Origin of the sequence: Streptomyces sp. NPDC014861, assembly GCF_043081625.1 — a bacterium.
Taxonomy (GTDB): Bacteria; Actinomycetota; Actinomycetes; order Streptomycetales; family Streptomycetaceae; genus Streptomyces.
The window spans coordinates 378356-402834 of sequence record NZ_JBIBWV010000004.1 but is presented as its reverse complement, the minus strand read 5'-3'; the positions used below and the strand labels follow the sequence as shown (position 1 = coordinate 402834).

Below are 24479 nucleotides of genomic sequence, written 5' to 3'. Positions count from 1 at the left end.
CCTCCGGGCCTCACCGTCGGAGTACGCCGTCCCCTCAGACCGCCCCGGCCGGGGCGACCTCGTCCGGAGTGGTCGGCTCCGGACGCTCGGGCAGCTCGGCGGCGAGTGCCGCCGCGGCCCGGACGAGGGGAAGCGCGAGCAGTGCCCCGGTTCCCTCACCCACCAGGACGCCCTGATCCAGCAGGGGGTTGAGTGCCATCCGGTCCAGCGCCTTCGCCTGCGCCGGCTCCCCGGACACCTGGCCCGCCAGCCACCAGTCCGGCGCCCGGAACGCCGCCCGCTGCGCCACCAGCGCACAGGCCGCGCCCACCACGCCGTCCAGGATCACCGGCATCCGCCGCACCGCCGCCTGGAGCAGGAAACCGGTCGCCGCCGCCAGGTCGGCCCCGCCGACCGCGCCGAGCAGCGCCAGCTGGTCGCCCAGGACCGGCCGCGCCCGCCGCAGCGAGTCCCGGATCGCCGCGCACTTGCGCATCCACGCCAGGTCGTCGATCCCCGCGCCGCCGCGCCCGGTCACCACCGAGGCGTCCGTCCCGCACAGCGCCGCGATCAGCGTCGACGCCGGGGTCGTGCCGCCCACGCTCAGATCGCCGAGCACCACCAGATCGGTGCCCGAGTCGGCCTCCTCGTCGGCGACGGCCATGCCGAGCCGCACCGCGGCCTCGGCCTCCTCCGGCGTGAGCGCGTCCTCGACGTCGATCCGGCCGCTGCCGCGCCGCACCCGGTGCCGCGTGACCGCCTCCGGCAGCAGCTCCGGGTCGCAGTCCAGGCCCGCGTCCACCACCCGAACCGGCACGTCCATCGACCGCGCCAGCACGGCGAGCGGGCTCGCCCCGTCGAGCAGCTCACGGACCAGGACGTGCGCGGTGCCGGCCGCGCGACCCGACACATCCGCCGAGGCGATGCCGTGGTCCCCGGCGAAGACGACCACCTTCGGCTGCTCGATCGCCCGCACCCGCACGGCCGACTGGGCGGCGGACAGCCACTCGCCCAGCTCGTCGAGGCGGCCGAGCGCGCCCGGGCGGACGGCGAACCGCTCCCGGCGCTCCTCGGCGTCACGCCGGATCCCGCCGTCGGGACGCTCGATCAGATCGGAGAAGTCGTCGAGGTTCAGGGGGTGCAGGTCGTCGTCCATCGGGGTTCCGCCTTGTGACATCAGCGAGGTTCGGCACACGGGCCCATCGAGATCAGCACCCTACCCGCGCAGCACCAGGGGCTGACCCGCGACCACCAGCACGACCTGCTCGCACTCCTCGGCGAAGGCCGCGTTCAGCCGCCCCAGCTCGTCCCGGAACCGCCGCCCCGCCGCCGTCGCCGGCACCACGCCCGCACCGACCTCGTTGGTCACCGCCACCACCGTCCTGCGGGTCGTCCGCACCGCCGCCACCAGCTCCGACGTCCGCTCCCGCAGCGCCGCCCGCCCGCCGTCGGCCCAGGCGTCGTCGTCCCAGGCGCCCACCCGGTCCATCACGTCCGTCAGCCACAGCGACAGGCAGTCGATCAGCAGCGCCGGACCCTCGGCGGTCAGCAGCGGCACCAGATCGGTGGTCTCGGCGGTACGCCAGGAGGCCGGCCGCCGATCCCGGTGCAGCCCCACCCGCTCCGCCCACTCCGGGTCGCCCTCCCGGGTCCCGCCGGTCGCCACGTACACCACCTCGGGGAAGGTCTCCAGGCGCCGCTCGGCCTCGACCGACTTCCCCGACCTGGCCCCGCCGGTCACCAGCGTCCGCCGCGGCACCTCCGGCAGCTCGTGGTACTCGCCCAGGTACAGCACCGTCCCGTCCGGCACCGCCCGCGCCCCGGCCGCCGCGAGCCGCCGGTCCAGCTCGGCCCCGGTCGGCGCGTCGTGGTCCAGGTGGACGGCGATCACCTCCGTGGCCGGCCCCACGGCGCCGGTCGCCCGCAGCCGCGCCAGCGCGTCCGGCCGGCCCGTCACGTCCGCCGCCACCAGGTCGTACGGCTCCTGGTGGTTCTCCGGCAGTCCGGCGGGCGCCCCGCCCGGCGGCAGGTACAGCAGCCGCTCGCCCTCCACCGACACCACCTCGTACCCGGTGCCGGGGGAGTCCATCGGGACCGCCCGCACCCGGTGCCCGCTGATCAGCGTCAGCTCCCGCCCGTCGGGCACCCGCCCGGCCGTCGGCAGCCCGGCCGGCACCTCCACCGCCGGACCGTCGTGCGGATGGGTCAGCAGCACCTGCCGCACCCCCACCAGCGAGCGCCCCGCGCGGGCCGCGGCGAGCGCCGCCCCCGGGGTGAGGTCGAGCAGCAGCGCGCCGTCCACGAGCAGCGCGGTCGCGGCACGCGCGCGCGTGCCGCGGGAGCGCGCGCACACCGCGCAGGGGCAGTCGGGGCGGGGCAGGCCGAGCGGGGAGCCGGTGCCGAGCAGAGTCAGTTCCACGCACTGATCCTCCCGCGCCCCCGCGCGCGGTGCGCGCCCGGCTACTCTGCGGGCAGGAAACCGATCATCCGGTGAAAGCCCCAGGAGGCGGACATGGCATGGACGTGGCGGTTCGAGAAGACCGACGGCACGGAGGTCGCGCCGGTGGTGACGCCGGAGGAGTTCGGCACCCAGGGCGACGCCGAGAGCTGGCTCGGGGAGCACTGGCGCGACCTCCTCGCCGGCGGCGCGGACCAGGTGACCCTCTCCGAGGACACCACGAAGATCTACGGCCCGATGCCGCTGGACGCCGAGGGCGCCTGACGGCGAGGAGGGGCGGGACCCACGGGCTCCCGCCCCTTCCCGTACCGGCTGCTTCCCGTACGCGCCTCTTCCCGTAGGGGCCTGGCCCCCTGCCGGCTGCTTTCCGTACGAGCCGGCCCCTGTCCGTACGAGCCCTCTCCCCGCCCCGGCGTCTTCCCGCCCCGGGGTCTCCCCGCCCAGACGTCTCCCCGGTCCTTTCCGTGCCCCGCCCCGACGTCTCCCCGGGCCGGTTCCTTCCCGTGCCCCGTCACATCTCGCCGAGGGTGACCTCCGCCTTGCGGGTCTCCGTGCCCCGGACGTACGTGACGGACACGACGTCGCCCGGGCTGCGGTCCGCCAGGGACTCCGCGAGCGAGGTGATCGTCGTGATGTCGTCGTCGGCGAGCCGGGTGATCACGTCGCCCGCCCGCAGCCCCGCGTCCGCCGCCGCGCCGCCCTCCTCGGCCTCCACCACGGCCACGCCGGCCGGCTCGTAGGCGTCGTCCAGGACGGTCCGGCCGGTGATGTCGAGGGCGGCCCGGCCCGAATCGGTGACCTTGCCGTCCTCGATGATCTGGTCGGCGACCGTCTTCACCATCGAGGCGGGGATCGCGAAGCCGATGCCGGGCGCGGAGCCGCCGCCCATCGCCGGGTCGGTGGCGGCGAGCGTCGGGATGCCGACGACCTGCCCGTCCAGGTCGACCAGCGCGCCCCCGCTGTTGCCGGGGTTGATCGCCGCCGAGGTCTGCACCATGTTGCCGATGGTGGCGCCGGTGCCGCCGCCGGTCAGGCCCTCGCTGACCGTGCGGCCGGTCGCGGAGACGATGCCCTGGGTGACGCTGCCCGACAGGCCCAGCGGCGACCCCATCGCCAGCACGATCTTCCCCATCTCGACCGCCGCCGAGTCGCCGAACCGGGCCGGCTTCAGCCCGTCGGGGACCGACTCCAGCCGGATCACCGCGAGGTCCTGCTCGGGGTAGGCGGCGACGAGCCGCGCCTCGACCGGCTGCCCGCCGGTGGCGGCGGTGACCCGGAAGGCCCGCTCGTCGCCGACCACGTGCGCGTTGGTGACGATGTGCCCCCGGTCGTCGTAGACCACCCCGGAGCCCAGGCTCTCCGAGGCGTCGATCTGCACCACGGACGGCAGCACGTCCTTGATGACGGACTGGTAGTCGTCCTCCAGCTCGTTGGCGGCGCGCGGCGCCGCCGCCTGCGCGGTGGTCCGCTCGGGCACGGCGGACGCCCCGGAGTCCGCGGAGCAGCCGGCGGTCAGCGCGGCGGCGCAGACCGCCGCGGCGAGGGGAAGGGCGAGTCGGCGGGTGCGGGTACGGACACGGGCGCGGGAGACATCCATGTCCGGAGTATCCGTTCCGTCCCCTTCGACGTCCCGGTGGACGCCCCCGAACAGGCGTACCCCGCGCCGGACGGGGCAGGGGAGGGGCCAGGCCAGGGCGACACGCGCGAGGGCCGGCGCGCCGCGTCGGCGCACCGGCCCCCGGCCGTGTCATGCGTGTCGTGCTCCGGGGCTCAGCCCCGCACTCCGCACAGGTGCAGCAGTGCCGCCACCCGCCGGTACGGATCGGTCCGGCCGGCCCGCTCCTCCGCGGCCAGCAGCCGCTCCAGCTCCTCGGCCGCGGGCAGACCCGCCTCCGGGGGGACGCCGTCGGTGAAGACCCGCACCCCGTACCAGGCGTGCAGCGGGGCCGCGATCCCGGCGAGCGTCGCCATGAGGGAGTCGAGCCGGTCGGCCCGCACCTTCACGCCGTCGTCGTCCTGGTAGACGTCCGAGTCGAAGCCCGCCAGCGCGCCCGTCCAGTCCCCGGCGAGCCCCGGCCGCATGGCGAGGGCGTCCGCGTTCCGTACCACCAGGGAGAGCAGGCCGCCGGGGGCCAGCATCCGGGCCAGACCCGCGAGCAGCGCGTCCGGCTCGTCGGCGTACATCAGCACCCCGTGGCACAGGACCACGTCGAAGCTGCCCGGCAGGAAGTGGACGCCGGTCTCGCGCCCGTCGCCCTCGATCAGCCGGACCCGCTCCCGGATCCCGGCCGGCTCGGTCGCCAGCGACTCCCGGGCCGCCTTCAGCAGCTCGGGATCGGACTCCAGGCCCGTGACGGTGTGCCCGGCCCGGGCCAGTCGCAACGCCTGCGTACCGGCGCCCATGCCCGCGTCGAGGATCCTCAGCCGCTGCCCCACCGGGTAGCGGCCGGTTATCTGCTCGTCGACCTGGCGGGCGACGATCTCCTGCCGGATGGTGTCCCGGAGCCCGCCGTGACCGGCGGGCCAGTGGGCGACGGAGGGCAGCATCGGACCGCCCGCCCCGGTGGCGTCCACGCCGAAGGCGTGGCCGCCGGAGACCGAGCCGTCCGCGCTCAGGGCCGCTCTCCGCGCTTGACCTGCGGCTTCGGCAGCCGCAGGCGGCGCATCTGGAGCGTGCGCATCAGGCCGTACGCGATCGCGCCGCGCTTCGGCGTGTCGGGGAAGCGCTCGTTGAGCTGCTTCTTCAGACGGATCCAGATGCCGATCGAGTCCAGGATGATCAGGATGATCACACCGAGCCAGAGCAGCAGCGAGATGTTCTGGAGCGCGCGGTTCGCGTTGCCGAAGAGCGAGAGCACGAGGATGACCACGGCCATCGGCAGGAAGAACTCGGCGATCGCGAAGCGCGAGTCGACGAAATCGCGCACGAAACGGCGCACCGGACCCTTGTCACGGGCCGGCAGATAACGCTCGTCACCGCTGTTCAGCGCCTCGCGCTGGCGCGTCAGGTCGGCACGCCGCGCCTCTCGCTGGCGCTTGGCGGCCTCCTTGCGGTCGAGCGGGACGGACTGCGCACGACGACGCTGGGTCTGGGCCTCACTCCGCTTCGGGGTCGGGCGGCCCTTGGGGGCCTCGGGGTCGCGGGGCTGCTTGGAGAGGTCCGCCGTCACCTTCTCGGTGGGGGCCTTCTCATCCTTCGAACGGCTACGGAACACAAAACCCAAGGGTACGGGGTGGCGGGCATGGAACCCCAGTCCGGGAGGGAACGATCCGCTCACAGCCGGCGTCGTAACCGGTACGCACACGAGGACGCTCGGGATCCGGCACCGGATCCGGGGGGAACCGAGCAGACGCGGAGGGCCGCCGCCAGGGGTCTCCCGGAGATCCGTCTACTCCTCCCGCCGGAGACGGGAGGGCACCCAAGTCGTCCTTGGGGAGGAGCGCATCCGGCTCCGAACAGTGCGGTAATGGAGGCAGGGACCGTACTGTGGATCCTGACGAAGAGCTGGTGCCAAGTCCGTCAGAAGGGGGCGCGCGAAGCCCATGAGCGGTGTCATGAAGCGTATGGGGATGATCTTCCGCGCGAAGGCGAACAAAGCCCTTGACCGGGCCGAGGACCCGCGCGAGACCCTCGATTACTCCTACCAGAAGCAGCTGGAGCTGCTGCAGAAGGTGCGCAGGGGCGTCGCCGACGTCGCCACCTCCCGCAAGCGGCTCGAACTCCAGCTGAACCAGCTGCAGGGCCAGTCCTCCAAGCTGGAGGACCAGGGCCGCAAGGCGCTGGCGCTCGGCCGCGAGGACCTCGCCCGCGAGGCGCTGTCCCGCAGGGCCGCGCTCCAGCAGCAGGTCAGCGACCTCGAGGTGCAGCACCAGACCCTCCAGGGCGAGGAGGAGAAGCTGACCCTCGCGGCGCAGCGCCTCCAGGCCAAGGTCGACGCCTTCCGCACCAAGAAGGAGACCATCAAGGCCACCTACACGGCCGCCCAGGCCCAGACCCGGATCGCCGAGTCCTTCTCCGGCATCTCCGAGGAGATGAGCGACGTCGGCCTCGCCATCCAGCGGGCCGAGGACAAGACCGCCCAGCTCCAGGCCCGGGCCGGCGCCATCGACGAGCTCCTCGCCTCCGGCGCGCTCGACGACCAGTCGGGCCTCGCCAAGGACGACATCCAGGCCGAGCTGGACCGCCTCTCCGGCGGCACCGACGTCGAGCTGGAGCTCCAGCGGATGAAGGCGGAGCTGGCCGGGGGCCCCTCGGCGCAGCAGCAGGCCATCGAGGGCGGCGCGACCGGCGCCCCGCAGCAGGAGCAGCAGCAGTCCCACCCGCGCTTCGACAAGCAGTAGGCAAGGACGGCGTCATGATCGTACGGATCATGGGGGAGGGCCAGCTGGAGCTGGCCGACAGCCACTTCGCCGAGCTGAACAAGCTCGACGACGAGCTGCTGAACGAGATGCAGTCCGGTGACGAGGAAGGCTTCCGGCGCACGCTGGGCGCCCTCCTCGACGCCGTCCGCCGTCTGGGCACCCCCCTCCCGGACGACGCCCTGGAACCCTCGGAACTCATCCTCCCGTCGCCCGACGCCTCCCTGGCGGAGGTCAGCGGGATGCTCTCCGACGACGGCCTGATCCCGGGCTGACACGGCCACGCCCACCGGCCCCGCTCCCGCGGGGCGGGCTGACACCGCAGGCCCCGCCGGTCCCGCTCCCGCGGGGCTGACACGGCCGGCCCCACCGGTCCCGCACCCGCGGGACCGGTGGGCGCGCCGGACGGTGCCCCCGCACCCCTCCCACCCCGCGGGACGGCACCGCTTCCCGCGCCCGCGCCGCCACCCCGTACCGTTTCCGGGTGACCCGCACCGGACCAGGCCTCGCGGCATCGCTGTGCGAACGCTTCCGCGAGCACCCCCTCGCCCTCGACGCCGTCCTGGCCCTCGGCGTCCTCCTCGCGATGATCGCCGCCTCCTTCACGGACCCCCACGGCAGCGCCACCGGTCCGACCTTCGGCGACCGCGCCCCCACCCTGCTCGGCGTCGCGATGATGACCGCCGCCGCCGTCGCCCTGGTGCTCCGCCGCCGCCGGCCCTTCGCCGTCCTCGCCTTCACCGCCGGGCTCACCCTCGTCGAACTGCTCGGCGACACCCGGCCCGCCCCCGTCACCGTCAGCGCCGTCGTCGCCCTCTACACCGTCGCCGCCCGCACCGACCGCCCCACCACCTGGCGGGTCGGCCTCGCCACCATGACCGCGCTCGCCGTCGCCGCCATGGCCTTCGGCCCCACCCCCTGGTACGCCCAGGAGAACCTCGGGGTCTTCGCCTGGACCGGCATGGCGGCCGCCGCCGGCGACGCCGTCCGCAGCCGCCGCGCCTTCGTCGACGCCATCCGGGAGCGCGCCGAACGCGCCGAACGGACCCGCGAGGAGGAAGCCCGCCGCCGGGTCGCGGAGGAACGGCTCCGGATCGCCCGCGACCTCCACGACGTCGTCGCCCACCACATCGCCCTCGTCAACGTCCAGGCCGGCGTCGCCTCCCACGTCATGGACAAGCGCCCCGACCAGGCCAAGGAGGCCCTCGCCCACGTCCGCGAGGCGAGCCGCTCCGCCCTCGACGAGCTGCGCGCCACGGTCGGCCTGCTCCGCCAGTCCGGCGACCCCGAGGCCCCCACCGAGCCCGCCCCCGGCCTCGCCGTCCTCGACGGGCTCCTCGACAGCTTCCGCAAGGCCGGCCTGCCCGTCTCGCTGGCCCGTTCCGACGGCGGACGGCAGCTGCCGGCGGCCGTCGACCTCGCCGCGTACCGGATCGTCCAGGAGGCCCTGACCAACGTCCGCAAGCACGCGGGACCGGACGCGAGCGCCGAGGTGAGCGTCGTCCTCGTGGGCCGTACCGTCGAGATCACCGTCCTCGACGACGGCACCCCGCCCACCGGACCGGCCCCGGAGCCCTCCGGCGGCCACGGCCTGCTCGGCATGCGCGAGCGGGTCACCGCCCTCGGCGGCGGCCTCACCGCCGCACCCCGCTACGGCGGCGGCTTCCGCGTCCAGGCGATACTGCCGTTGCCCCTCGGGACCGTCCGGGAGGCGCGGGAGGACGACAGATGACGATCCGGGTACTGCTCGCCGACGACCAGGCCCTGCTGCGCAGCGCCTTCCGCGTGCTGGTCGACTCCGAGCCCGACATGGAGGTGGTCGGCGAGGCCGCCGACGGAGCCCAGGCCGCCGCCCTCGCCCGCGCCGAGCGGCCCGACGTCGTCCTCATGGACATCCGGATGCCCGGCACCGACGGCCTCGCCGCCACCCGCATGATCACCGCCGACCCCGAGCTCGCCCGGGTCCGGATCGTCATGCTCACCACCTTCGAGATCGACGAGTACGTCGTCGAGTCGCTGCGCGCCGGCGCCTCCGGCTTCCTCGGCAAGGGCGCCGAACCGGACGAGCTGCTCGGCGCGATCCGGATCGCGCACGCCGGCGAGGCGCTGCTCTCCCCGGCCGCCACCAAGGGCCTGATCGCGACCTTCCTCGCCCAGAGCGCCGCCGTGCCGCCGGCCGGCGCCGGTGCCCGGGTGGACGCCGGCCGGCTCGCCGCGCTCACCGCGCGCGAGCGCGAGGTCCTGGTCCTGGTCGGCGGCGGGCTCTCCAACGACGAGATCGCCGAACGGCTCGACGTCAGCCCGCTCACCGTGAAGACGCACGTCAACCGCACCATGGCCAAGCTCGGCGCCCGCGACCGCGCCCAGCTGGTGGTCACCGCCTACGAGACCGGACTGGTACGCCCGAGGGGGGAGTGACCCCGCCCGCCGGCGTACTGCGGACGCGGTACGCGCCCCGGGACAGACCCGCCCCGGGGGCGACGCGACGGGGCCCGCCGGTGGCGGATCCTGTCGCAGTGGGCGCTCCTGGCTGCCCGCCGCCTGCCGACGCGTACGCCACAGAAGAGAGACCCCATGTCCTGGCTGTCCAGATTCAGCCTCGCGCAACGGGCCCTGATCGGGCTGATGTCCATCATCGCCATCGTCTTCGGACTGATCGCGATACCCCAGCTGAAGCAGCAGCTGTTCCCCTCGATCGAGCTCCCGATGGTCTCGGTCATCGCCCCCTACCAGGGCGCCTCTCCCGATGTGGTCGAGAAGCAGGTCGTCGAGCCGCTGGAGAACAACCTCAAGGCCGTCGACGGCATCAAGGGCATCACGTCCACCGCCTCCGAGGGCAGCGCCGTCATCATGGCCTCCTTCGACTACGGGGACGAGTCCACCAAGCAGCTCGTCGCCGACGTCCAGCAGGCCGTCAACCGCGCCCGGGCCGTGCTGCCCGAGACGGTCGACCCGCAGGTCGTGGCCGGCTCGACCGACGACATCCCGACCGTCGTCCTCGCCGCCACCTCCGACAAGGACCAGCAGGCTCTCGCCGACCAGCTGGAGCGGACCGTCGTCCCCGCCCTGGAGGACATCGACGGCGTCGGCCAGGTCAGCATCGACGGCGTCCAGGACCTCCAGGTCTCCGTCACCCCCGACGAGCGCAAGCTCGCCGCGGCCGGCCTGACCTCGATGAACCTCGCCCAGGCCCTCCAGGCCGGCGGCGCCACCCTGCCCGCCGGCTCCTTCTCCGAGGCGGGCAAGAGCCGCACCGTCCAGGTCGGCGGCGGCTACACCTCGCTCCAGCAGATCCAGGACCTGCGGATCAAGCCCGCCCAGGGCAAGGCCGTCCGGCTGGACGACGTCGCCGACGTCACGCAGGAGGAGTCCGCCCGGGTCTCCCTGACCCGCACCAACGGCAAGCCCAGCCTCGCCGTCATGGCCACCATGGACAAGGACGGCAGCGCCGTCGCCATCTCCGAGGCCGTCGAGGAGAAGCTCCCCGGGCTGCGCGAGCAGCTGGGCGCGGGCGCCGAGCTGACCGTCGTCTCCGACCAGGGCCCGGCCGTCGCCAAGTCGATCTCCGGCCTCACCACCGAGGGCGCCCTCGGCCTCGTCATGGCCGTCCTGGTGATCCTGGTCTTCCTCGCCTCGATCCGCTCGACCCTGGTCACCGCGGTCTCCATTCCGCTCTCGGTCGTCCTGGCCCTGATCGTGCTGTGGACCCGCGACCTCTCCCTCAACGTGCTGACGCTGGGCGCGCTCACCATCGCCATCGGCCGGGTCGTCGACGACTCGATCGTGGTCCTGGAGAACATCAAGCGCCACCTCGGCTACGGCGAGGACCGCCAGTCCGCGATCGTCACCGCCGTCAAGGAGGTGGCCGGCGCGGTCACCTCCTCCACCCTGACCACCGTCGCCGTCTTCCTGCCGATCGGCCTGGTCGGCGGCATGGTCGGCGAGCTGTTCGGCTCCTTCAGCCTCACCGTCACGGCCGCCCTGCTGGCCTCGCTGCTGGTGTCGCTGACGGTCGTCCCGGTGCTCTCCTACTGGTTCCTGCGCGCCCCCAAGGGCACCTCGGAGGACCCGGACGAGGCCCGCAGGCTCGCCGAGGAGAAGGAGGCGAAGAGCCGCCTCCAGCGCGCGTACGTACCGGTGCTGCGGTTCGCCACCCGCCGCCGCGTCACCAGCGTGGCCATCGCCCTCGTCGTCCTGGTCGGCACCTTCGCCATGGCGCCGCTGATGAAGACCAACTTCTTCGACCAGGGCGACCAGCCGGTCCTGACGGTCAAGCAGAAGCTGGAGCCCGGCACCGGCCTGGACGCCTCCGACGAGGCCGCGAAGAAGATCGAGAAGGTCCTCGCGGACACCGAGGGCGTCAAGGAGTACCAGGTCACCGTCGGCTCCTCCGGCTTCATGGCGGCCTTCGGCGGCGGCACCGGCGCCAACCAGGCGTCCTTCCAGGTCACGCTGGAGGAGTCCGCCTCGTACGAGAAGACCCGGGACGCCATCGAGGCGGGTCTCGGGAAGCTCGACGGCATCGGCGACACCTCGATCGCGGCCGGCGACGGCTTCGCGAGCCAGGACCTGAGCGTCGTCGTGAAGGCCGGCGACCGGGAGCTGCTCCAGAAGGCGTCCGACCAGGTCCGGAAGGCGGTCGCGGAGCTGAAGGACGTCACCGACGTCCAGAGCGACCTCTCCCAGTCGGTCCCGCGGATCTCCGTGAAGGCCAACGCGAAGGCGGCCGACGCCGGCTTCGACGCCACCACCCTGGGCATGGTCGTCGCCCAGGCCGTCCGCGGCACCCCGGCCGGCAAGGCGACCCTCGACGACGCCGAGCGGGACGTCCTCGTCACCTCGGCCGCCCCGGCCACCACCCTCGCCGAGCTGAAGGCGCTGCCGCTCGGCCCGGTGAAGCTCGGTGACATCGCCACCGTGGAGCTCGTCCCCGGTCCGGTCTCCATGACCCGGATCGACGGCGCCCGCGCGGCGACCATCACGGCCAAGCCGACCACGGACAACACCGGCGCCGTGGGCACCGCGCTCCAGGCGAAGATCGACAAGCTCGACCTGCCCGAGGGCGCCTCCGCCTCCATCGGCGGTGTCTCCGAGGACCAGAACGAGGCGTTCGTCAACCTCGGTCTGGCGATGCTCGCGGCCGTCGCGATCGTCTTCATGCTGCTCGTCGCGACCTTCCGGTCGCTGGTCCAGCCGCTGATCCTGCTGGTCTCCATCCCGTTCGCCGCCACCGGCGCCATCGGCCTGCTGGTCGCGACCGGCACCGCGATGGGCGTTCCGGCGATGATCGGCATGCTGATGCTCATCGGCATCGTCGTGACCAACGCGATCGTGCTGATCGACCTGATCAACCAGTACCGGGCCCAGGGGTACGGCGTCGTCGAGGCGGTGATCGAGGGCGGCCGGCACCGGCTCCGCCCGATCCTGATGACCGCGCTGGCGACCGTGTTCGCCCTGCTCCCGATGGCCCTCGGCATCACCGGCGAGGGCGGCTTCATCGCCCAGCCGCTCGCCGTGGTCGTGATCGGCGGCCTTATCACCTCGACCCTGCTGACCCTTCTCCTCGTCCCGACGCTCTACGCGATGGTCGAGCTCCGCAAGGAGCGCCGGGCGAAGAAGAAGGCGGCGAAGAGGGCGGGGGCCGCCCAGCTGCCGGCGCAGCCGAAGGAGCAGGTGAAGGCCTAGGACGGACGAAGGGGCGCCCCCACGGTGGTGGGGGCGCCCCTTCGGCGTACGGACCGATCCGGCGTACGGACCGATCCGGCGTACGGACCGATCCGGCGTACGCGGCGGCTCGGCGTGCGGGCTGGCTCGGCGTACGGACCGGCTCGGCGTGCGGGCCGGAGAACCGTTACGGCAGAGCCAGCATCCGCTCCAGCGCCAGCTTCGCGAACGCCTCCGTCTCCTTGTCGACCTCGATCCGGTTGACGAGGTTCCCCTCGGCCAGCGACTCCAGCGTCCACACCAGGTGGGGCAGGTCGATCCGGTTCATGGTCGAGCAGAAGCAGACCGTCTTGTCGAGGAAGACGATCTCCTTGCCCTGGTCGGCGTAGCGGTTCGCCAGTCGCCGGACCAGGTTCAGCTCCGTGCCGATGGCCCACTTGGAGCCGGTCGGGGCCGCCTCCAGCATGTTGATGATGTACTCGGTCGAGCCCACGTGGTCCGCGGCGGCGACGACCTCGTGCTTGCACTCGGGGTGGACCAGCACGTTCACGCCGGGGATGCGGGCGCGGACGTCCTGGACCGACTCCAGCGAGAAGCGGCCGTGCACCGAGCAGTGGCCGCGCCACAGGATCATCCTGGCGGCCCGCAGCTGCTCGGCGGTGAGGCCGCCGTTCGGCTTGTGCGGGTTGTAGACCACGCAGTCGTCCAGGGACATGCCCATGTCGCGGACGGCGGTGTTGCGGCCCAGGTGCTGGTCCGGCAGGAAGAGGACCTTCTCACCCTGCTCGAAGGCCCAGTCCAGGGCCTTCTTCGCGTTGGACGAGGTGCAGATCGTGCCCCCGTGCTTGCCGGTGAAGGCCTTGATGTCGGCCGAGGAGTTCATGTACGAGACGGGCACGGTGATGTCCGCGATCCCCGCCTCGGTCAGCACGTCCCAGCACTCGGCGACCTGCTCGGCGGTGGCCATGTCGGCCATCGAGCAGCCGGCCGCCAGGTCCGGCAGCACGACCTTCTGGTCGTCACCGGTGAGGATGTCGGCCGACTCGGCCATGAAGTGCACACCGCAGAAGACGATGTACTCGGCCTCCGGCTTGGCGGCGGCGTCACGCGCGAGCTTGAAGGAGTCACCGGTGACGTCGGCGAACTGGATGACCTCGTCGCGCTGGTAGTGGTGGCCGAGGACGAAGACCTTGTCCCCGAGCTTCTCCTTGGCCGCTCGGGCACGCTCCACCAGGTCGGGGTCGGAGGGAGACGGCAGATCGCCGGGACACTCCACGCCGCGCTCGCTCTTGGGGTCGGCCTCGCGGCCGAGCAGCAGGAGGGCGAGCGGCGTCGGCTGGACGTCCAGGGGGGTCTGGGCGGTGGTCACGTCACGCACCCTTTCTTCGGGGAACCTTTTCGTCTAAATGACGCTATCTATCATAACCTCTTCACGTCATCCTGACGATGGCCATAGTGTCGATGTGACGAATTCGCCCTCCGCGTCCGGGGGCCGGGTGTGCGAGCATGAAGGGGGGAGATCCCGAGGGAAATCCCACTCGACCCGGAATGAATCCGGGGCACCGCCGGTTCCAACCGTCGGCAAGCAGTCTCCGTACCAACCCGGGAGAGATGTAGATGTCCGTATCGGACGAGACCAGCACCGTCACCGACGGCATCCTTCTGAGCGACGCCGCCGCGGCCAAGGTCAAGGCTCTGCTCGACCAGGAAGGCCGCGACGACCTGGCCCTGCGCGTCGCCGTCCAGCCCGGCGGCTGCTCCGGCCTGCGCTACCAGCTGTTCTTCGACGAGCGCTCGCTCGACGGCGACGTCGTCAAGGACTTCGACGGTGTCAAGGTCGTCACCGACCGCATGAGCGCCCCGTACCTGGGCGGCGCCTCCATCGACTTCGTCGACACCATCGAGAAGCAGGGCTTCACGATCGACAACCCGAACGCCACCGGCTCCTGCGCCTGCGGCGACTCGTTCAGCTAGGCCGTTCCTCCCGGCGAGATCCGGGAGAAGCGGCCGGGGCCGTCGCGCGAGCGACGGCCGAGGGCGATGGCCCGGGAGACCGACCTCCCGGGCCATCGCCCTTCTCGTTCACGAGCCCGCGCGCCCTACCGGCGCGGCAGGGCCTCGTCGCTCACCGCGTCCACCACCGGCCGGTCGCCCAGCGGGGCCTTCAGCGCCACCTCCACGGTGACCTCCTTGGCCACCAGGATGCAGACCCGGTCCGGATCGGCCGGCTTCTCGTCGATCCGCACCCGCACCTGGCGCGCGTCCTCGGCGGCGTGCGCCGTGTAGGTGCTGCACACCCCGCCCCAGAAGGTCAGCGCCAGCGTCCGCCCGTCGGGCCGCACCGTGAACGACTCGATCCGCCGCACCGGCTCCGTGCCCTCGGCGGGCTCCTCCACGCTCGGCGTGGGCACCGGGGACGGCGTCGCCGGCGGCACCACGTACTCCGGCGCCACCGCCGTCGAGGTCACCGTGTACGGCGCCGAGTCCGCCGGTTCGGCGGTGAACAGCCACGCCGGCACGAGCGCCCGCCCGTCCGGCGTGTCCGTCGCCGCCAGACCGAGCACCGCACCCGTCACCGGCACCTCGCGCGGCGGGGCCATGTCCACGACCGTCTGGCAGGGCGCGTCCTTCCCCGGCTCGCCGGGCGCCTGGGGCTCCCCGGCCGGCGGGGCGGTCGCGCAGCCGCCGATCCCGATCGGACCGGTGCCCTTCGACTCCTCGTTCAGCTTCGCCAGCGCCCGCTGAGCCGACACCACCGGGTACGTCCCGGCCTCCGCCGGCTCCTTCAGCGTCCCGCTCCCCGCGACCGGCCGGCCGTCCGGGCCGATGTGCAGCCCCGTCGACCAGCCGTAGGTGGGCAGCCCGCCGACCACCGGCTCGGCGTTCACCACCCGCACCGAACCGTTCATGACCTGCGTCGCCGACACCTTGGCGTCGTCCTGCCCCAGCACCTTCAGCACCGGCGCGGCGGCCGCCCGCGCCGCGGCCTCGCTCACCGGGGTGCCCTTGGCCGGGGGCTTCGCCTCGCCCGGCGGCGGGCACGCCTTGCCCTTGAGACAGGTGTCGCCGACCGGACCGCCGTCGTGCCAGGAGTACGTCCAGCTCCCCGGCGCCTCGCGGGACACGTCGAGGCGCGGCCCCCGACCGTCCTTCTCGGGGCGGATCGTCCACACGCCCCCGACCAGCGCCGGCCGCCCCTCGACCCCGAGAACCGCGGCCAGCCTGGTCACCTCTTCCGAGGTGACCAGGCCCTCCGGCCGGTGGACCGCGGCCGACGAGGGCCCCTGGGGGAGTGGGCCCTCGGCTCTGTAGACCGTCCCGCTCGGGCCGCCGCCCGGGTCCGGTTCGCCCGGCGCGATCCCCGCGCCCGGGCCCGTACCGCCGCTCCCGCCCCCGAGCCGCAGGGGCGGCGGTGCGGGCGCTCCCGCGGCCCGCGACGCGGTGTCCGCCCCCTCGTCACCCGAGGCGGTCAGATACAACCCGCCGCCACCGGCCAGCACCACACCCGCCGCCACCGTGGCGACGAGCGCGGTCCGCCGTCCGCGTCCGCTCTCCGTACCGGTCACCGCAACGCTCCCTCGTGTCGATCGGACACGGGTGGGACGGAGCGGGGGCGCGGACGGTTCCGTCCGTCAGCCGCCGTACTCGGCGGTGGCCGCGATCAGCCGGGCCGAGGCGTCCGGGACGACCACCCCGTGGATCGAGGAGGGCGGGACCGGTGCGGGCGCCGGATCGGCCGGCGTCACCCAGTGCGGGACCATCCGGGCACTGGCCCCACGCAGCTCCGCGAGGCTCAGTTCGGACTCGTGTCGCTCGCGAGGAGCGGGGTACAGGGTCATGGGCGCACCGTATGCACCACCCGCCTCCGGAGAAAAGCCCTACTCTGGGGTAGTTTCCACTGTTCGGCAGCGCGCCCGGCACCGGGTAGCGTGGATCGTCATCACCCTTCACCCGCAGGAGCGCCCAGCCGTGCGTATCGCAGTCACCGGCTCCATCGCCACCGACCACCTCATGACCTTCCCCGGCCGGTTCGCCGACCAGCTGGTGGCCGACCAGCTCCACACGGTGTCCCTCTCCTTCCTCGTGGACAACCTCGACGTCCGCCGCGGCGGTGTCGGACCCAACATCTGCTTCGGCATGGGCCAGCTCGGCGGCAACCCGATCCTGGTCGGCGCGGCCGGCTACGACTTCGACGAGTACCGCGCCTGGCTCGACCGCCACGGCGTCGACACCGGCTCCGTCCGCATCTCCGAGGTCCTGCACACCGCGCGCTTCGTCTGCACCACGGACAAGGACCACAACCAGATCGGCTCCTTCTACACCGGCGCCATGAGCGAGGCCCGCCTCATCGAGCTCAAGGCCGTCGCCGACCGCGTCGGCGGGCTCGACCTCGTCCTCATCGGCGCCGACGACCCCGAGGCGATGCTGCGCCACACCGAGGAGTGCAAGACCCGCGAGATCCCCTTCGCGGCCGACTTCTCGCAGCAGATCGCCCGCATGGACGGCGAGGAGATCCGCGTCCTCCTCGACGGCGCCACCTACCTCTTCTCCAACGAGTACGAGAAGGGCCTCATCGAGTCGAAGACCGGCTGGACCGACGAGGAGATCCTGTCCCGCGTCGGCCACCGCGTCACCACGCTCGGCTCGCGCGGCGTCCGCATCGAGCGCGCGGGCGAGCCCGCGATCGAGGTCGGCTGCCCGGAGGAGGAGGCCAAGGTCGACCCCACCGGAGTCGGCGACGCCTTCCGCGCGGGCTTCCTCACGGGCCTCCAGTGGGGCGTCGGCCTGGAGCGGGCGGCGCAGGTCGGCTGCATGCTGGCGACGCTGGTCATCGAGACGCTCGGCACGCAGGAGTACACGCTGCGCCGCGCCAACTTCATGGACCGCTTCACCAAGGCCTACGGCCACGAAGCCGCCACCGAGGTCCACGCCCACCTCGGCTGACCGGCGCGCGGGGCGCGGCCCACAGGGCGGCGCCCCCTTCGCACCTCCGTGCGGGCACCCGCCTCACAGGGCGGCGCCCCCTGTCCCGCCTCCGTGCGGGCACCGGCCTCACAGGGCGGCGCCACCCGTCGCACCTCTGTGCGGGCGTACGTTCCGCCCCGGCCACGCGTGCCCGCGACGGAGCGGCGGCGCGGCCCCGGCGCGCGGCCGGCTACGACACGCGGCGGACCACGTAGGCGTGGCCGCCGGCCGGCGCGGGTGACACGCCCTCGTACCGCTGCCCCCGCATCTCGCACCACGCGGGGATGTCCAGCCGTGCCGCCTCGTCGTCCGAGAGCACCGTCACCGTCCCGCCCACCCGCACCGACCCGATCACCTTCGCCAGCTCGATGACGGGGATCGGGCACCGCTTCCCCCGCGCGTCCACCACCAGCTCCCCGCCGTCGTCCGGCACCGCGGCGCCGGACGACGGCACGCCCAGCCGCTCCCGTACCGTCGCGACGACCCCCGGCAGCACCGCCAGGAAGCGGTCCACGTCCTCCTCCGAGGTGCCGCCCGGGAGGGAGACCCGGACGTTCCCCTCGCTCAGCACCCCCATCGCGCGCAGCACATGGCTGGGCGTCAGCGTCGAGCTGGTGCACGACGAACCGGACGAAACGGAGAAACCCTCCCGGTCCAGCTCGGACAGCAGCGTCTCCCCGTCGACGTACAGACAGGAGAAGGTGACGAGGTGGGGGAGGCGCCGCACCGGGTCGCCCACCACCTCCACGTCCGGCACCAGCTCCGGCACCCGCGCCCTGATCCGGTCGACGAGGGCCCGCAGCCGGGCGCCCTCCGCCGCCGCCTCGGCCCGCACCGCCCGCAGCGAGGCCGCCGCCGCGACGATCGCGGGCAGGTTCTCGAAGCCGGGCGCGCGGCCCGACTCCCGCTCGTCGGACGGGCCTTGCGGTGCGAACCGCACCCCCTTGCGCACCGCGAGCAGTCCCACGCCCGCGGGGCCGCCCCACTTGTGCGCGCTCGCCGCCAGCAGCGACCAGCCCTCCGGCACCGGCCCCCAGCCCAGCGACTGGGCCGCGTCCACCAGCAGCGGCACCCCGGCCGCCCGGCACGCCTCCGCGACCTCGGTCACCGGCTGCTCCGTGCCCACCTCGTGGTTGGCCGACTGGAGGCAGGCGAGCGCGACCCCCTCACCGAGCTCCGCGGCGAAGGCCGCCGGGTCCACCGCGCCGTTCCGGCCGACCGGAACCTCCGTCACCGTCCCGCCGGCCGCCGCGTGCGCCTCGCCCGCGTGCAGCACCGAGGAGTGCTCGACGGCCGAGACCACGAGCCGTCCGCCGACCCGCCGGCGGCCGGCGAGCGCGCCCGACACGCCCGAGTGGACGGCGCGTGTCCCCGAAGGGGTGAAGACGAGTTCGTCGGGGCGACAGCCCACCGCCTCCGCCGCGGCCTCGCGCGCCGCGTCGAGCAGCAGCCGGGCCCGCCGCCCCTCCCGGTAGAGCCGGGCAGGGTCGGCCCACCCCTCGTCGAGGGCGGCGAGCAGCGCCTGACGGGCGACGGGGTGGAGCGGAGCGGCGGACGCGGCGTCGAAGTACGGCATCCGCCCACCGTAGAGCCTGCGCCCGGGCCCCCCTCCGCCCAGCCACGGACACCGCCTCCCGCCCACCGCCCGAGCCCCGAGGGCGCCCGGCCACGCGACCCCCGCCCACCGTCCGAGCCCCGACGGCCCCCGGCCCACCGGCCCGCGGCCGCCGACGCGCGCCTCCGCCGTTCCGCGGTCCGTCCGTGGCCGGCCCACCGGCTCCCGACCATGCCCCCGCCGGCATCGCGAGACGGCAGGGGAGGCCCCCGGTCGCCGGGGGTGAGTCCGTGTCAGAACGCCGCCCCCACCCGTCCCCAGACCCCCGAACGGGTGCTTCCGGTCGTTCGGCGGAACGTTCGGGTCCACCCCTTCGGGGACTCGGACGGCGCGTTGGGCACCCTCCCCGCGCGACCCCAAATAGCGTCCAGTAGGGTTTGGTCCGCATAAACATCCAAACCCCTGCCCGCGGCCGGGGCGGCGACCGACCAGCGAGACGGACGGCCGTGGCCGACCAACGCGGGCCGAGACTCTCGGGAAGGCGCTACGTGAGTCCCAACGGCTCCGACCGCTCGTCGCGGCGCCCGATGCGGCGGAAGCTGCCGCAGGTGCTGACTGCGGGCCTGATCCTGGCGACAGCCACCGGCTGCTCGTACAACTGGGAAGACTTCCCCCGCCTTGGCATGCCCACCCCCGTCACGGAAGAGGCGCCTCGGATCCTCTCCCTGTGGCAGGGCTCGTGGGCCGCCGCGCTCCTCACCGGCATCCTGGTGTGGGGCCTCATCCTGTGGTCGGTCATCTTCCACCGGCGCAGCCGGACCAAGGTCGAGGTACCTCCGCAGACCCGCTACAACATGCCCATCGAGGCGCTGTACACGGTCACCCCCCTCATCATCGTCTCGGTGCTCTTCTACTTCACCGCGCGCGACGAGTCGAAGCTCCTTGCCCTCTCGGACAAGCCGGCCCACACGATCAACGTGGTCGGCTACCAGTGGAGCTGGGCCTTCAACTACATCGAGGACGTGCCCGGTGTCGAGGGCGACGCGAAGACGGACAAGAACCTCGCGTCCATTCCGGACAAGTTCATCAAGCAGTTCCCGGAGAACGCGGGCGGCGTCTACGCCGCCGGCATCCCCGGCGACCGCAACCCGCAGACCGGCAACCCGGGCCCGACCCTGTGGCTGCCGAAGGGCGAGAAGGTCCGCTTCGTCCTCACCTCGCGTGACGTCATCCACTCCTTCTGGGTGGTGCCGTTCCTCTTCAAGCAGGACGTCATCCCGGGCCACACCAACGTCTTCGAGGTGACCCCGACCCAGGAGGGAACCTTCCTCGGCAAGTGCGCCGAGCTGTGCGGTGTCGACCACTCCCGGATGCTCTTCAATGTCAAGGTCGTCTCCCCGGAGCGCTACCAGGCGCACCTGAAGGAGCTGGCCGAGAAGGGCCAGACCGGCTACATCCCGTCCGGCATCGAGCAGACGGACCCGGCCAGGAACGCGGAGAAGAACCAACTGTGAGCATCCCCAACGAAACCAAGGGTGCCGCGGCTGAGGACTCGTACGAGAACGAGCTGCCCGTCCGCCGCAAGCAGCCCGGCAATGTGGTGGTGAAGTGGCTGACCACCACCGACCACAAGACCATCGGTACGATGTACCTGGTCACCTCGTTCGTGTTCTTCATCATCGGCGGCCTGATGGCGCTCTTCATGCGCGCCGAGCTGGCCCGTCCGGGCACGCAGATCATGTCGAACGAGCAGTTCAACCAGGCGTTCACGATGCACGGCACGATCATGCTGCTGATGTTCGCGACGCCGCTGTTCGCCGGTTTCGCGAACTGGATCATGCCGCTGCAGATCGGCGCGCCCGACGTGGCGTTCCCGCGGCTGAACATGTTCGCCTACTGGCTGTACCTCTTCGGCTCGATCATGGCGGTGGCCGGCTTCCTCACCCCCCAGGGTGCGGCCGACTTCGGCTGGTTCGCCTACTCCCCGCTGTCGGACGCGGTCCGCTCGCCGGGCGTCGGCGCCGACATGTGGATCATGGGTCTGGCCTTCTCCGGCTTCGGCACGATCCTCGGCTCGGTCAACTTCATCACCACGATCATCTGCATGCGCGCTCCGGGCATGACGATGTTCCGCATGCCGATCTTCACCTGGAACGTGCTGCTGACCGGTGTCCTGGTCCTGCTCGCCTTCCCGGTCCTCGCGGCGGCGCTCTTCGCGCTGGAGGCGGACCGCAAGTTCGGTGCCCACGTCTTCGACGCGGCGAACGGCGGAGCCCTGCTCTGGCAGCACCTCTTCTGGTTCTTCGGACACCCAGAGGTGTACATCATCGCCCTGCCGTTCTTCGGCATCGTCTCCGAGGTCATCCCGGTCTTCAGCCGTAAGCCGATGTTCGGCTACATCGGTCTGGTGGCCGCGACCATCGCGATCGCCGGTCTGTCCGTGACCGTGTGGGCCCACCACATGTACGTCACCGGCGGCGTGCTCCTGCCGTTCTTCTCCTTCATGACGTTCCTCATCGCCGTACCGACCGGCGTGAAGTTCTTCAACTGGATCGGCACGATGTGGAAGGGCTCGCTGTCCTTCGAGACACCGATGCTCTGGACGATCGGCTTCCTGATCACCTTCACCTTCGGTGGTCTGACCGGCGTCATCCTGGCCTCGCCGCCGATGGACTTCCACGTCTCGGACTCGTACTTCGTGGTGGCGCACTTCCACTACGTCGTCTTCGGCACCGTCGTCTTCGCGATGTTCGCCGGCTTCCACTTCTGGTGGCCGAAGTTCACCGGCAAGATGCTGGACGAGCGCCTGGGCAAGATGACCTTCTGGACGCTGTTCATCGGCTTCCACGGCACCTTCCTGGTGCAGCACTGGCTGGGCGCCGAGGGCATGCCGCGTCGTTACGCGGACTACCTGGACGCCGACGGCTTCACCGCGCTGAACACGATCTCGACGATCTCGTCGTTCCTGCTCGGCCTGTCGATGCTGCCGTTCTTCTACAACGTGTGGAAGACCGCCAAGTACGGCAAGAAGGTCGAGGTCGACGACCCGTGGGGCTACGGCCGTTCGCTCGAGTGGGCGACGTCCTGCCCGCCGCCGCGGCACAACTTCCTCACGCTGCCGCGGATCCGTTCGGAATCGCCCGCGTTCGACCTGCACCACCCTGAGATCGCGGCTGTCGACCAGCTGGAGAACAAGCCGCACGAGGCCGCGGCCCTCACGGGCAGCAAGGAGGCCGGCAAGTGAAGATCCAGGGCAAGATGTTCATCTGGCTGAGCGTCTTCATCCTTGCCATGGCGGTCCTGTACGGCGTCTGGAGCAAGGAGCCGGTCGGCACGACGGCGCTCTTCCTGGCCTTCGGCCTCTCCATCATGATCGGCTACTACCTGGCCTTCACGGCCAAGCGTGTCGACGCGATGGCCCAGGACGACAAGGAGGCCGACGTCGCGGACGAGGCCGGCGAGGTGGGCTTCTTCGCCCCCCACAGCTGGCAGCCGCTGTCGCTGGCCCTCGGTGGAGCGCTCGCGTTCCTCTCGATCGCGATGGGCTGGTGGATCATGTACTTCTCCGCCCCGCTGATCCTCGTCGGCATCTGGGGCTGGGTGTTCGAGTTCTACCGCGGTGAGAACCAGAACCAGTAGCAGTACCCCGCAACACCCCCGAGGGGCCCGGTCACTTCGTACGCGAAGCGGCCGGGCCCCTCGTTTGCACCGCCCGGCGCGCCTGCGCGCGGAAGTGTCCTTAGCGTGAAGTCATGAACGACACGCCGCGCATTCGGACTGTTCTGAGCTGCACCCTCCTGGCCCTCACCGTCACCGCGGGCGCGGCGGCGTGCGTGGGCGGTCCGGACGGGCACCCGCTGTCGGCGACCCCGTACGACGCGGCCGACCAGATCGCCTTCGCGGCGGCGGACGGGACCCGGCTCGACCCCGAGAAGCCCCTGGAGATCACCGCCAAGGGCGACGAGGGACGCCTCACCGACGTCACCGCGACCGACGCGGCCGGCCGTCACCTCGCGGGCGAGCTCACCGCGGACGGGCGTACCTGGCGCTCCACGGGCTCGCTGGCCGCCGGCACCCGTTACACCGTCAGAGTGGCCACGGAGGACGAGGACGGGGCCCCTGGGGCCCGTACGTACACGTTCGAGACGGCTCCGACCAAAAGGGCCCTGACCGTCACCTTCGGGCCGGAGGCGGGCACCTACGGCGTCGGGCAGCCGATCACCGCCGACCTCAGCCTCCCCGTGAAGGACCGGGCGGCGCGCGCCGTCGTCGAACGGGCCCTCAAGGTCCGCTCCACGCCCGCCGTCGAGGGCTCCTGGTACTGGGTGGACGACAAGAAGCTGCACTTCCGGCCCAAGGAGTACTGGCCGGCCGGCGCGCTCGTCTCCGCCACCGCCAACCTCGACGGCCTCCGGGTCGGCGACAAGCTCTACGGCGGCCCGTCCACCCCGCTGCGGCTGAAGATCGGCGACCGCGTCGAGGCCGTCGCGGACGCCTCGACCCACTACATGACGGTCCGGCGCAACGGAGAAGTGATCAACACCATTCCGGTGACCACCGGGAAACCGGGCTTCTCCACCCGTAACGGGATCAAAGTGGTGCTCGGCAAGGAGTACTACGTCCGGATGCGCGGCACCAGCATCGGCATCGCCGAGGGCAGCTCGGAGTCGTACGACCTGCCGGTGTACTACGCCACCCGGGTGACCTGGAGCGGCGAGTACGTGCACGCCGCCCCCTGGTCCGTCGGCTCCCACGGCGTCGCCAACGTCAGCCACGGCTGCGTGGGCATGTCCACCGGCAACGCCGCCTGGTTCTACGAGACCGTCCGCCCCGGCGACATCGTCAGGACCGTCAACAGCTACGGCGAACTGATGGACACCTTCGGCAACGGCTTCGGCGACTGGAACCTGGACTGGGACAAGTGGCGCCGGGGCAGCGCCCTGGTGGCCGAGAAGGGCGACCCCTCGGCCACCGAGGTCACGAAGGCCCGCCTCCGGCCGACCTTCTGAGGGCCCGGCCCGTCTCCCGGCGCCCCGGCCGGGCGGCCCGCTCCCCGGCCCGCCTCCGGCCGGAGGCGGGCCGGAGCACCCTCAGGAGGCGATCGAGAGGCGCGAGCGGAGCAGGGCGGCCAGGGACGCCGCGAACTCGACCGGTTCCACCGGAAGGGTGACCGCGGCGTCCGCGCGGCTCCAGGTGGCCAGCCAGGCGTCCTGCGGGCGGCCGATCAGCAGCAGCACCGGCGGGCAGCGGAAGACCTCGTCCTTGATCTGCCGGCAGACGCCCATGCCGCCCGCAGGGACGGCCTCGCCGTCCAGCACGCAGACGTCGATCCCGCCCTCGTCGAGCCGCTTCAGCACGGCCGGGAGCGTCGCGCACTCCACGAACCGCACCGGGGGCACGTCCGCGGCGGGCCGCCGCCCGGCGGCGAGCCGGACCTGCTCCCGGGTGTTCGCGTCGTCGCTGTAGACCAGGACCGTGGCACTCGACTGCATCGTTCCT

Annotated in this window: 22 protein-coding genes; 12 read left to right on the top strand and 10 right to left on the bottom strand. The window is 72.6% G+C overall.

The genetic code is table 11. From position 1 onward, the window contains the following. Nucleotides 1–34: 34 nt before the first annotated feature. Together ACF1BN_RS11325 and ACF1BN_RS11320 are read right to left on the bottom strand one after the other, a co-directional pair. Complete coding sequence (locus ACF1BN_RS11325) at nucleotides 35–1114, bottom strand: nicotinate-nucleotide--dimethylbenzimidazole phosphoribosyltransferase (protein WP_392331463.1); 1080 nt, start codon at nucleotides 1112–1114, stop codon at nucleotides 35–37. Between the two features lie 81 nt (nucleotides 1115–1195). Continuing rightward, a complete protein-coding gene (locus ACF1BN_RS11320; protein ID WP_392331327.1) occupies nucleotides 1196–2398 on the bottom strand; it encodes a bifunctional adenosylcobinamide kinase/adenosylcobinamide-phosphate guanylyltransferase in 1203 nt (400 codons plus the stop codon). 93 nt (nucleotides 2399–2491) lie between these two features. On the opposite strand from ACF1BN_RS11320, the gene ACF1BN_RS11315 reads away from it, so the two are divergent. Next, the gene (locus tag ACF1BN_RS11315; protein ID WP_376605614.1) at nucleotides 2492–2701 is read left to right on the top strand and encodes a hypothetical protein; all 210 of its coding nucleotides are present in this window, start codon (nucleotides 2492–2494) and stop codon (nucleotides 2699–2701) included. 247 nt (nucleotides 2702–2948) lie between these two features. Here the strand turns inward: ACF1BN_RS11315 and ACF1BN_RS11310 are convergent, their stop codons facing one another. From ACF1BN_RS11310 to ACF1BN_RS11300, 3 genes are all read right to left on the bottom strand, one after another. Next, a complete protein-coding gene (locus ACF1BN_RS11310) occupies nucleotides 2949–4034 on the bottom strand; it encodes a S1C family serine protease (RefSeq protein WP_392331326.1) in 1086 nt (361 codons plus the stop codon). Nucleotides 4035–4207: 173 nt separating this feature from the next. Next, complete coding sequence (locus ACF1BN_RS11305) at nucleotides 4208–4984, bottom strand: class I SAM-dependent methyltransferase (RefSeq protein ID WP_392331462.1); 777 nt, start codon at nucleotides 4982–4984, stop codon at nucleotides 4208–4210. Between the two features lie 65 nt (nucleotides 4985–5049). After that, entirely contained in the window at nucleotides 5050–5652 is a 603-nt protein-coding gene (locus ACF1BN_RS11300) for a DUF3043 domain-containing protein (protein ID WP_376603026.1), read from the bottom strand. A 328-nt stretch (nucleotides 5653–5980) separates the two neighbouring features. On the opposite strand from ACF1BN_RS11300, the gene ACF1BN_RS11295 reads away from it, so the two are divergent. From ACF1BN_RS11295 to ACF1BN_RS11275, 5 genes are all read left to right on the top strand, one after another. Continuing rightward, the gene (locus tag ACF1BN_RS11295) at nucleotides 5981–6778 is read left to right on the top strand and encodes a PspA/IM30 family protein (RefSeq protein ID WP_376603025.1); all 798 of its coding nucleotides are present in this window, start codon (nucleotides 5981–5983) and stop codon (nucleotides 6776–6778) included. 14 nt (nucleotides 6779–6792) lie between these two features. Then, nucleotides 6793–7071, top strand: coding sequence for a hypothetical protein (locus ACF1BN_RS11290; protein ID WP_387274190.1), 279 nt, complete (start codon nucleotides 6793–6795; stop codon nucleotides 7069–7071). A gap of 209 nt (nucleotides 7072–7280) precedes the next feature. After that, nucleotides 7281–8528 (top strand): sensor histidine kinase, encoded by a 1248-nt coding sequence (locus ACF1BN_RS11285; protein ID WP_392331325.1) that lies wholly within the window; start codon nucleotides 7281–7283, stop codon nucleotides 8526–8528. Continuing rightward, entirely contained in the window at nucleotides 8525–9214 is a 690-nt protein-coding gene (locus tag ACF1BN_RS11280) for a response regulator (RefSeq protein ID WP_392331324.1), read from the top strand. The genes ACF1BN_RS11285 and ACF1BN_RS11280 overlap by 4 nt, the downstream gene beginning before the upstream one ends. 156 nt (nucleotides 9215–9370) lie before the next feature. Then, on the top strand, nucleotides 9371–12481 hold the full coding sequence (locus ACF1BN_RS11275; RefSeq protein ID WP_392331323.1) for an efflux RND transporter permease subunit: 3111 nt from the start codon (nucleotides 9371–9373) through the stop codon (nucleotides 12479–12481). Nucleotides 12482–12647: 166 nt separating this feature from the next. Here ACF1BN_RS11275 and nadA read toward each other — a convergent pair whose 3' ends face one another. Then, nucleotides 12648–13838: a quinolinate synthase NadA gene (gene nadA / locus ACF1BN_RS11270; RefSeq protein ID WP_392331322.1), complete on the bottom strand. Its 1191-nt coding sequence runs from the start codon at nucleotides 13836–13838 to the stop codon at nucleotides 12648–12650. Nucleotides 13839–14077: 239 nt separating this feature from the next. On the opposite strand from nadA, the gene ACF1BN_RS11265 reads away from it, so the two are divergent. Beyond that, nucleotides 14078–14434, top strand: a complete 357-nt coding sequence (locus ACF1BN_RS11265; protein WP_030758092.1) for an iron-sulfur cluster assembly accessory protein — start codon at nucleotides 14078–14080, stop codon at nucleotides 14432–14434. Nucleotides 14435–14559: 125 nt separating this feature from the next. Here the strand turns inward: ACF1BN_RS11265 and ACF1BN_RS11260 are convergent, their stop codons facing one another. Both ACF1BN_RS11260 and ACF1BN_RS11255 read right to left on the bottom strand, forming a co-directional pair. Then, nucleotides 14560–16026 (bottom strand): hypothetical protein, encoded by a 1467-nt coding sequence (locus ACF1BN_RS11260; protein ID WP_392331321.1) that lies wholly within the window; start codon nucleotides 16024–16026, stop codon nucleotides 14560–14562. A gap of 66 nt (nucleotides 16027–16092) precedes the next feature. Further along, on the bottom strand, nucleotides 16093–16299 hold the full coding sequence (locus tag ACF1BN_RS11255) for a hypothetical protein (RefSeq protein WP_392331320.1): 207 nt from the start codon (nucleotides 16297–16299) through the stop codon (nucleotides 16093–16095). Between the two features lie 130 nt (nucleotides 16300–16429). Between ACF1BN_RS11255 and ACF1BN_RS11250 the strand changes: the two genes are divergently transcribed. Beyond that, nucleotides 16430–17404, top strand: a complete 975-nt coding sequence (locus ACF1BN_RS11250; RefSeq protein ID WP_392331319.1) for a carbohydrate kinase family protein — start codon at nucleotides 16430–16432, stop codon at nucleotides 17402–17404. Between the two features lie 211 nt (nucleotides 17405–17615). Here the strand turns inward: ACF1BN_RS11250 and ACF1BN_RS11245 are convergent, their stop codons facing one another. Further along, on the bottom strand, nucleotides 17616–19001 hold the full coding sequence (locus tag ACF1BN_RS11245; protein WP_392331318.1) for a cysteine desulfurase/sulfurtransferase TusA family protein: 1386 nt from the start codon (nucleotides 18999–19001) through the stop codon (nucleotides 17616–17618). A gap of 527 nt (nucleotides 19002–19528) precedes the next feature. Here ACF1BN_RS11245 and coxB point away from each other — a divergent pair. From coxB to ACF1BN_RS11225, 4 genes are all read left to right on the top strand, one after another. Further along, complete coding sequence (gene coxB / locus ACF1BN_RS11240; protein ID WP_392331317.1) at nucleotides 19529–20494, top strand: cytochrome c oxidase subunit II; 966 nt, start codon at nucleotides 19529–19531, stop codon at nucleotides 20492–20494. Then, nucleotides 20491–22224 (top strand): cytochrome c oxidase subunit I, encoded by a 1734-nt coding sequence (gene ctaD / locus ACF1BN_RS11235; RefSeq protein WP_360313651.1) that lies wholly within the window; start codon nucleotides 20491–20493, stop codon nucleotides 22222–22224. The genes coxB and ctaD overlap by 4 nt, the downstream gene beginning before the upstream one ends. Continuing rightward, nucleotides 22221–22619, top strand: a complete 399-nt coding sequence (locus tag ACF1BN_RS11230; protein WP_360600271.1) for a cytochrome c oxidase subunit 4 — start codon at nucleotides 22221–22223, stop codon at nucleotides 22617–22619. Before ctaD ends, ACF1BN_RS11230 begins: the two co-directional genes overlap by 4 nt. 113 nt (nucleotides 22620–22732) lie before the next feature. After that, complete coding sequence (locus tag ACF1BN_RS11225; RefSeq protein ID WP_392331316.1) at nucleotides 22733–23989, top strand: Ig-like domain-containing protein; 1257 nt, start codon at nucleotides 22733–22735, stop codon at nucleotides 23987–23989. Between the two features lie 81 nt (nucleotides 23990–24070). On the opposite strand, the gene ACF1BN_RS11220 is transcribed toward ACF1BN_RS11225, so the two are convergent. Next, a complete protein-coding gene (locus ACF1BN_RS11220; RefSeq protein ID WP_392331315.1) occupies nucleotides 24071–24472 on the bottom strand; it encodes a hypothetical protein in 402 nt (133 codons plus the stop codon). Nucleotides 24473–24479 lie beyond the last annotated feature (7 nt).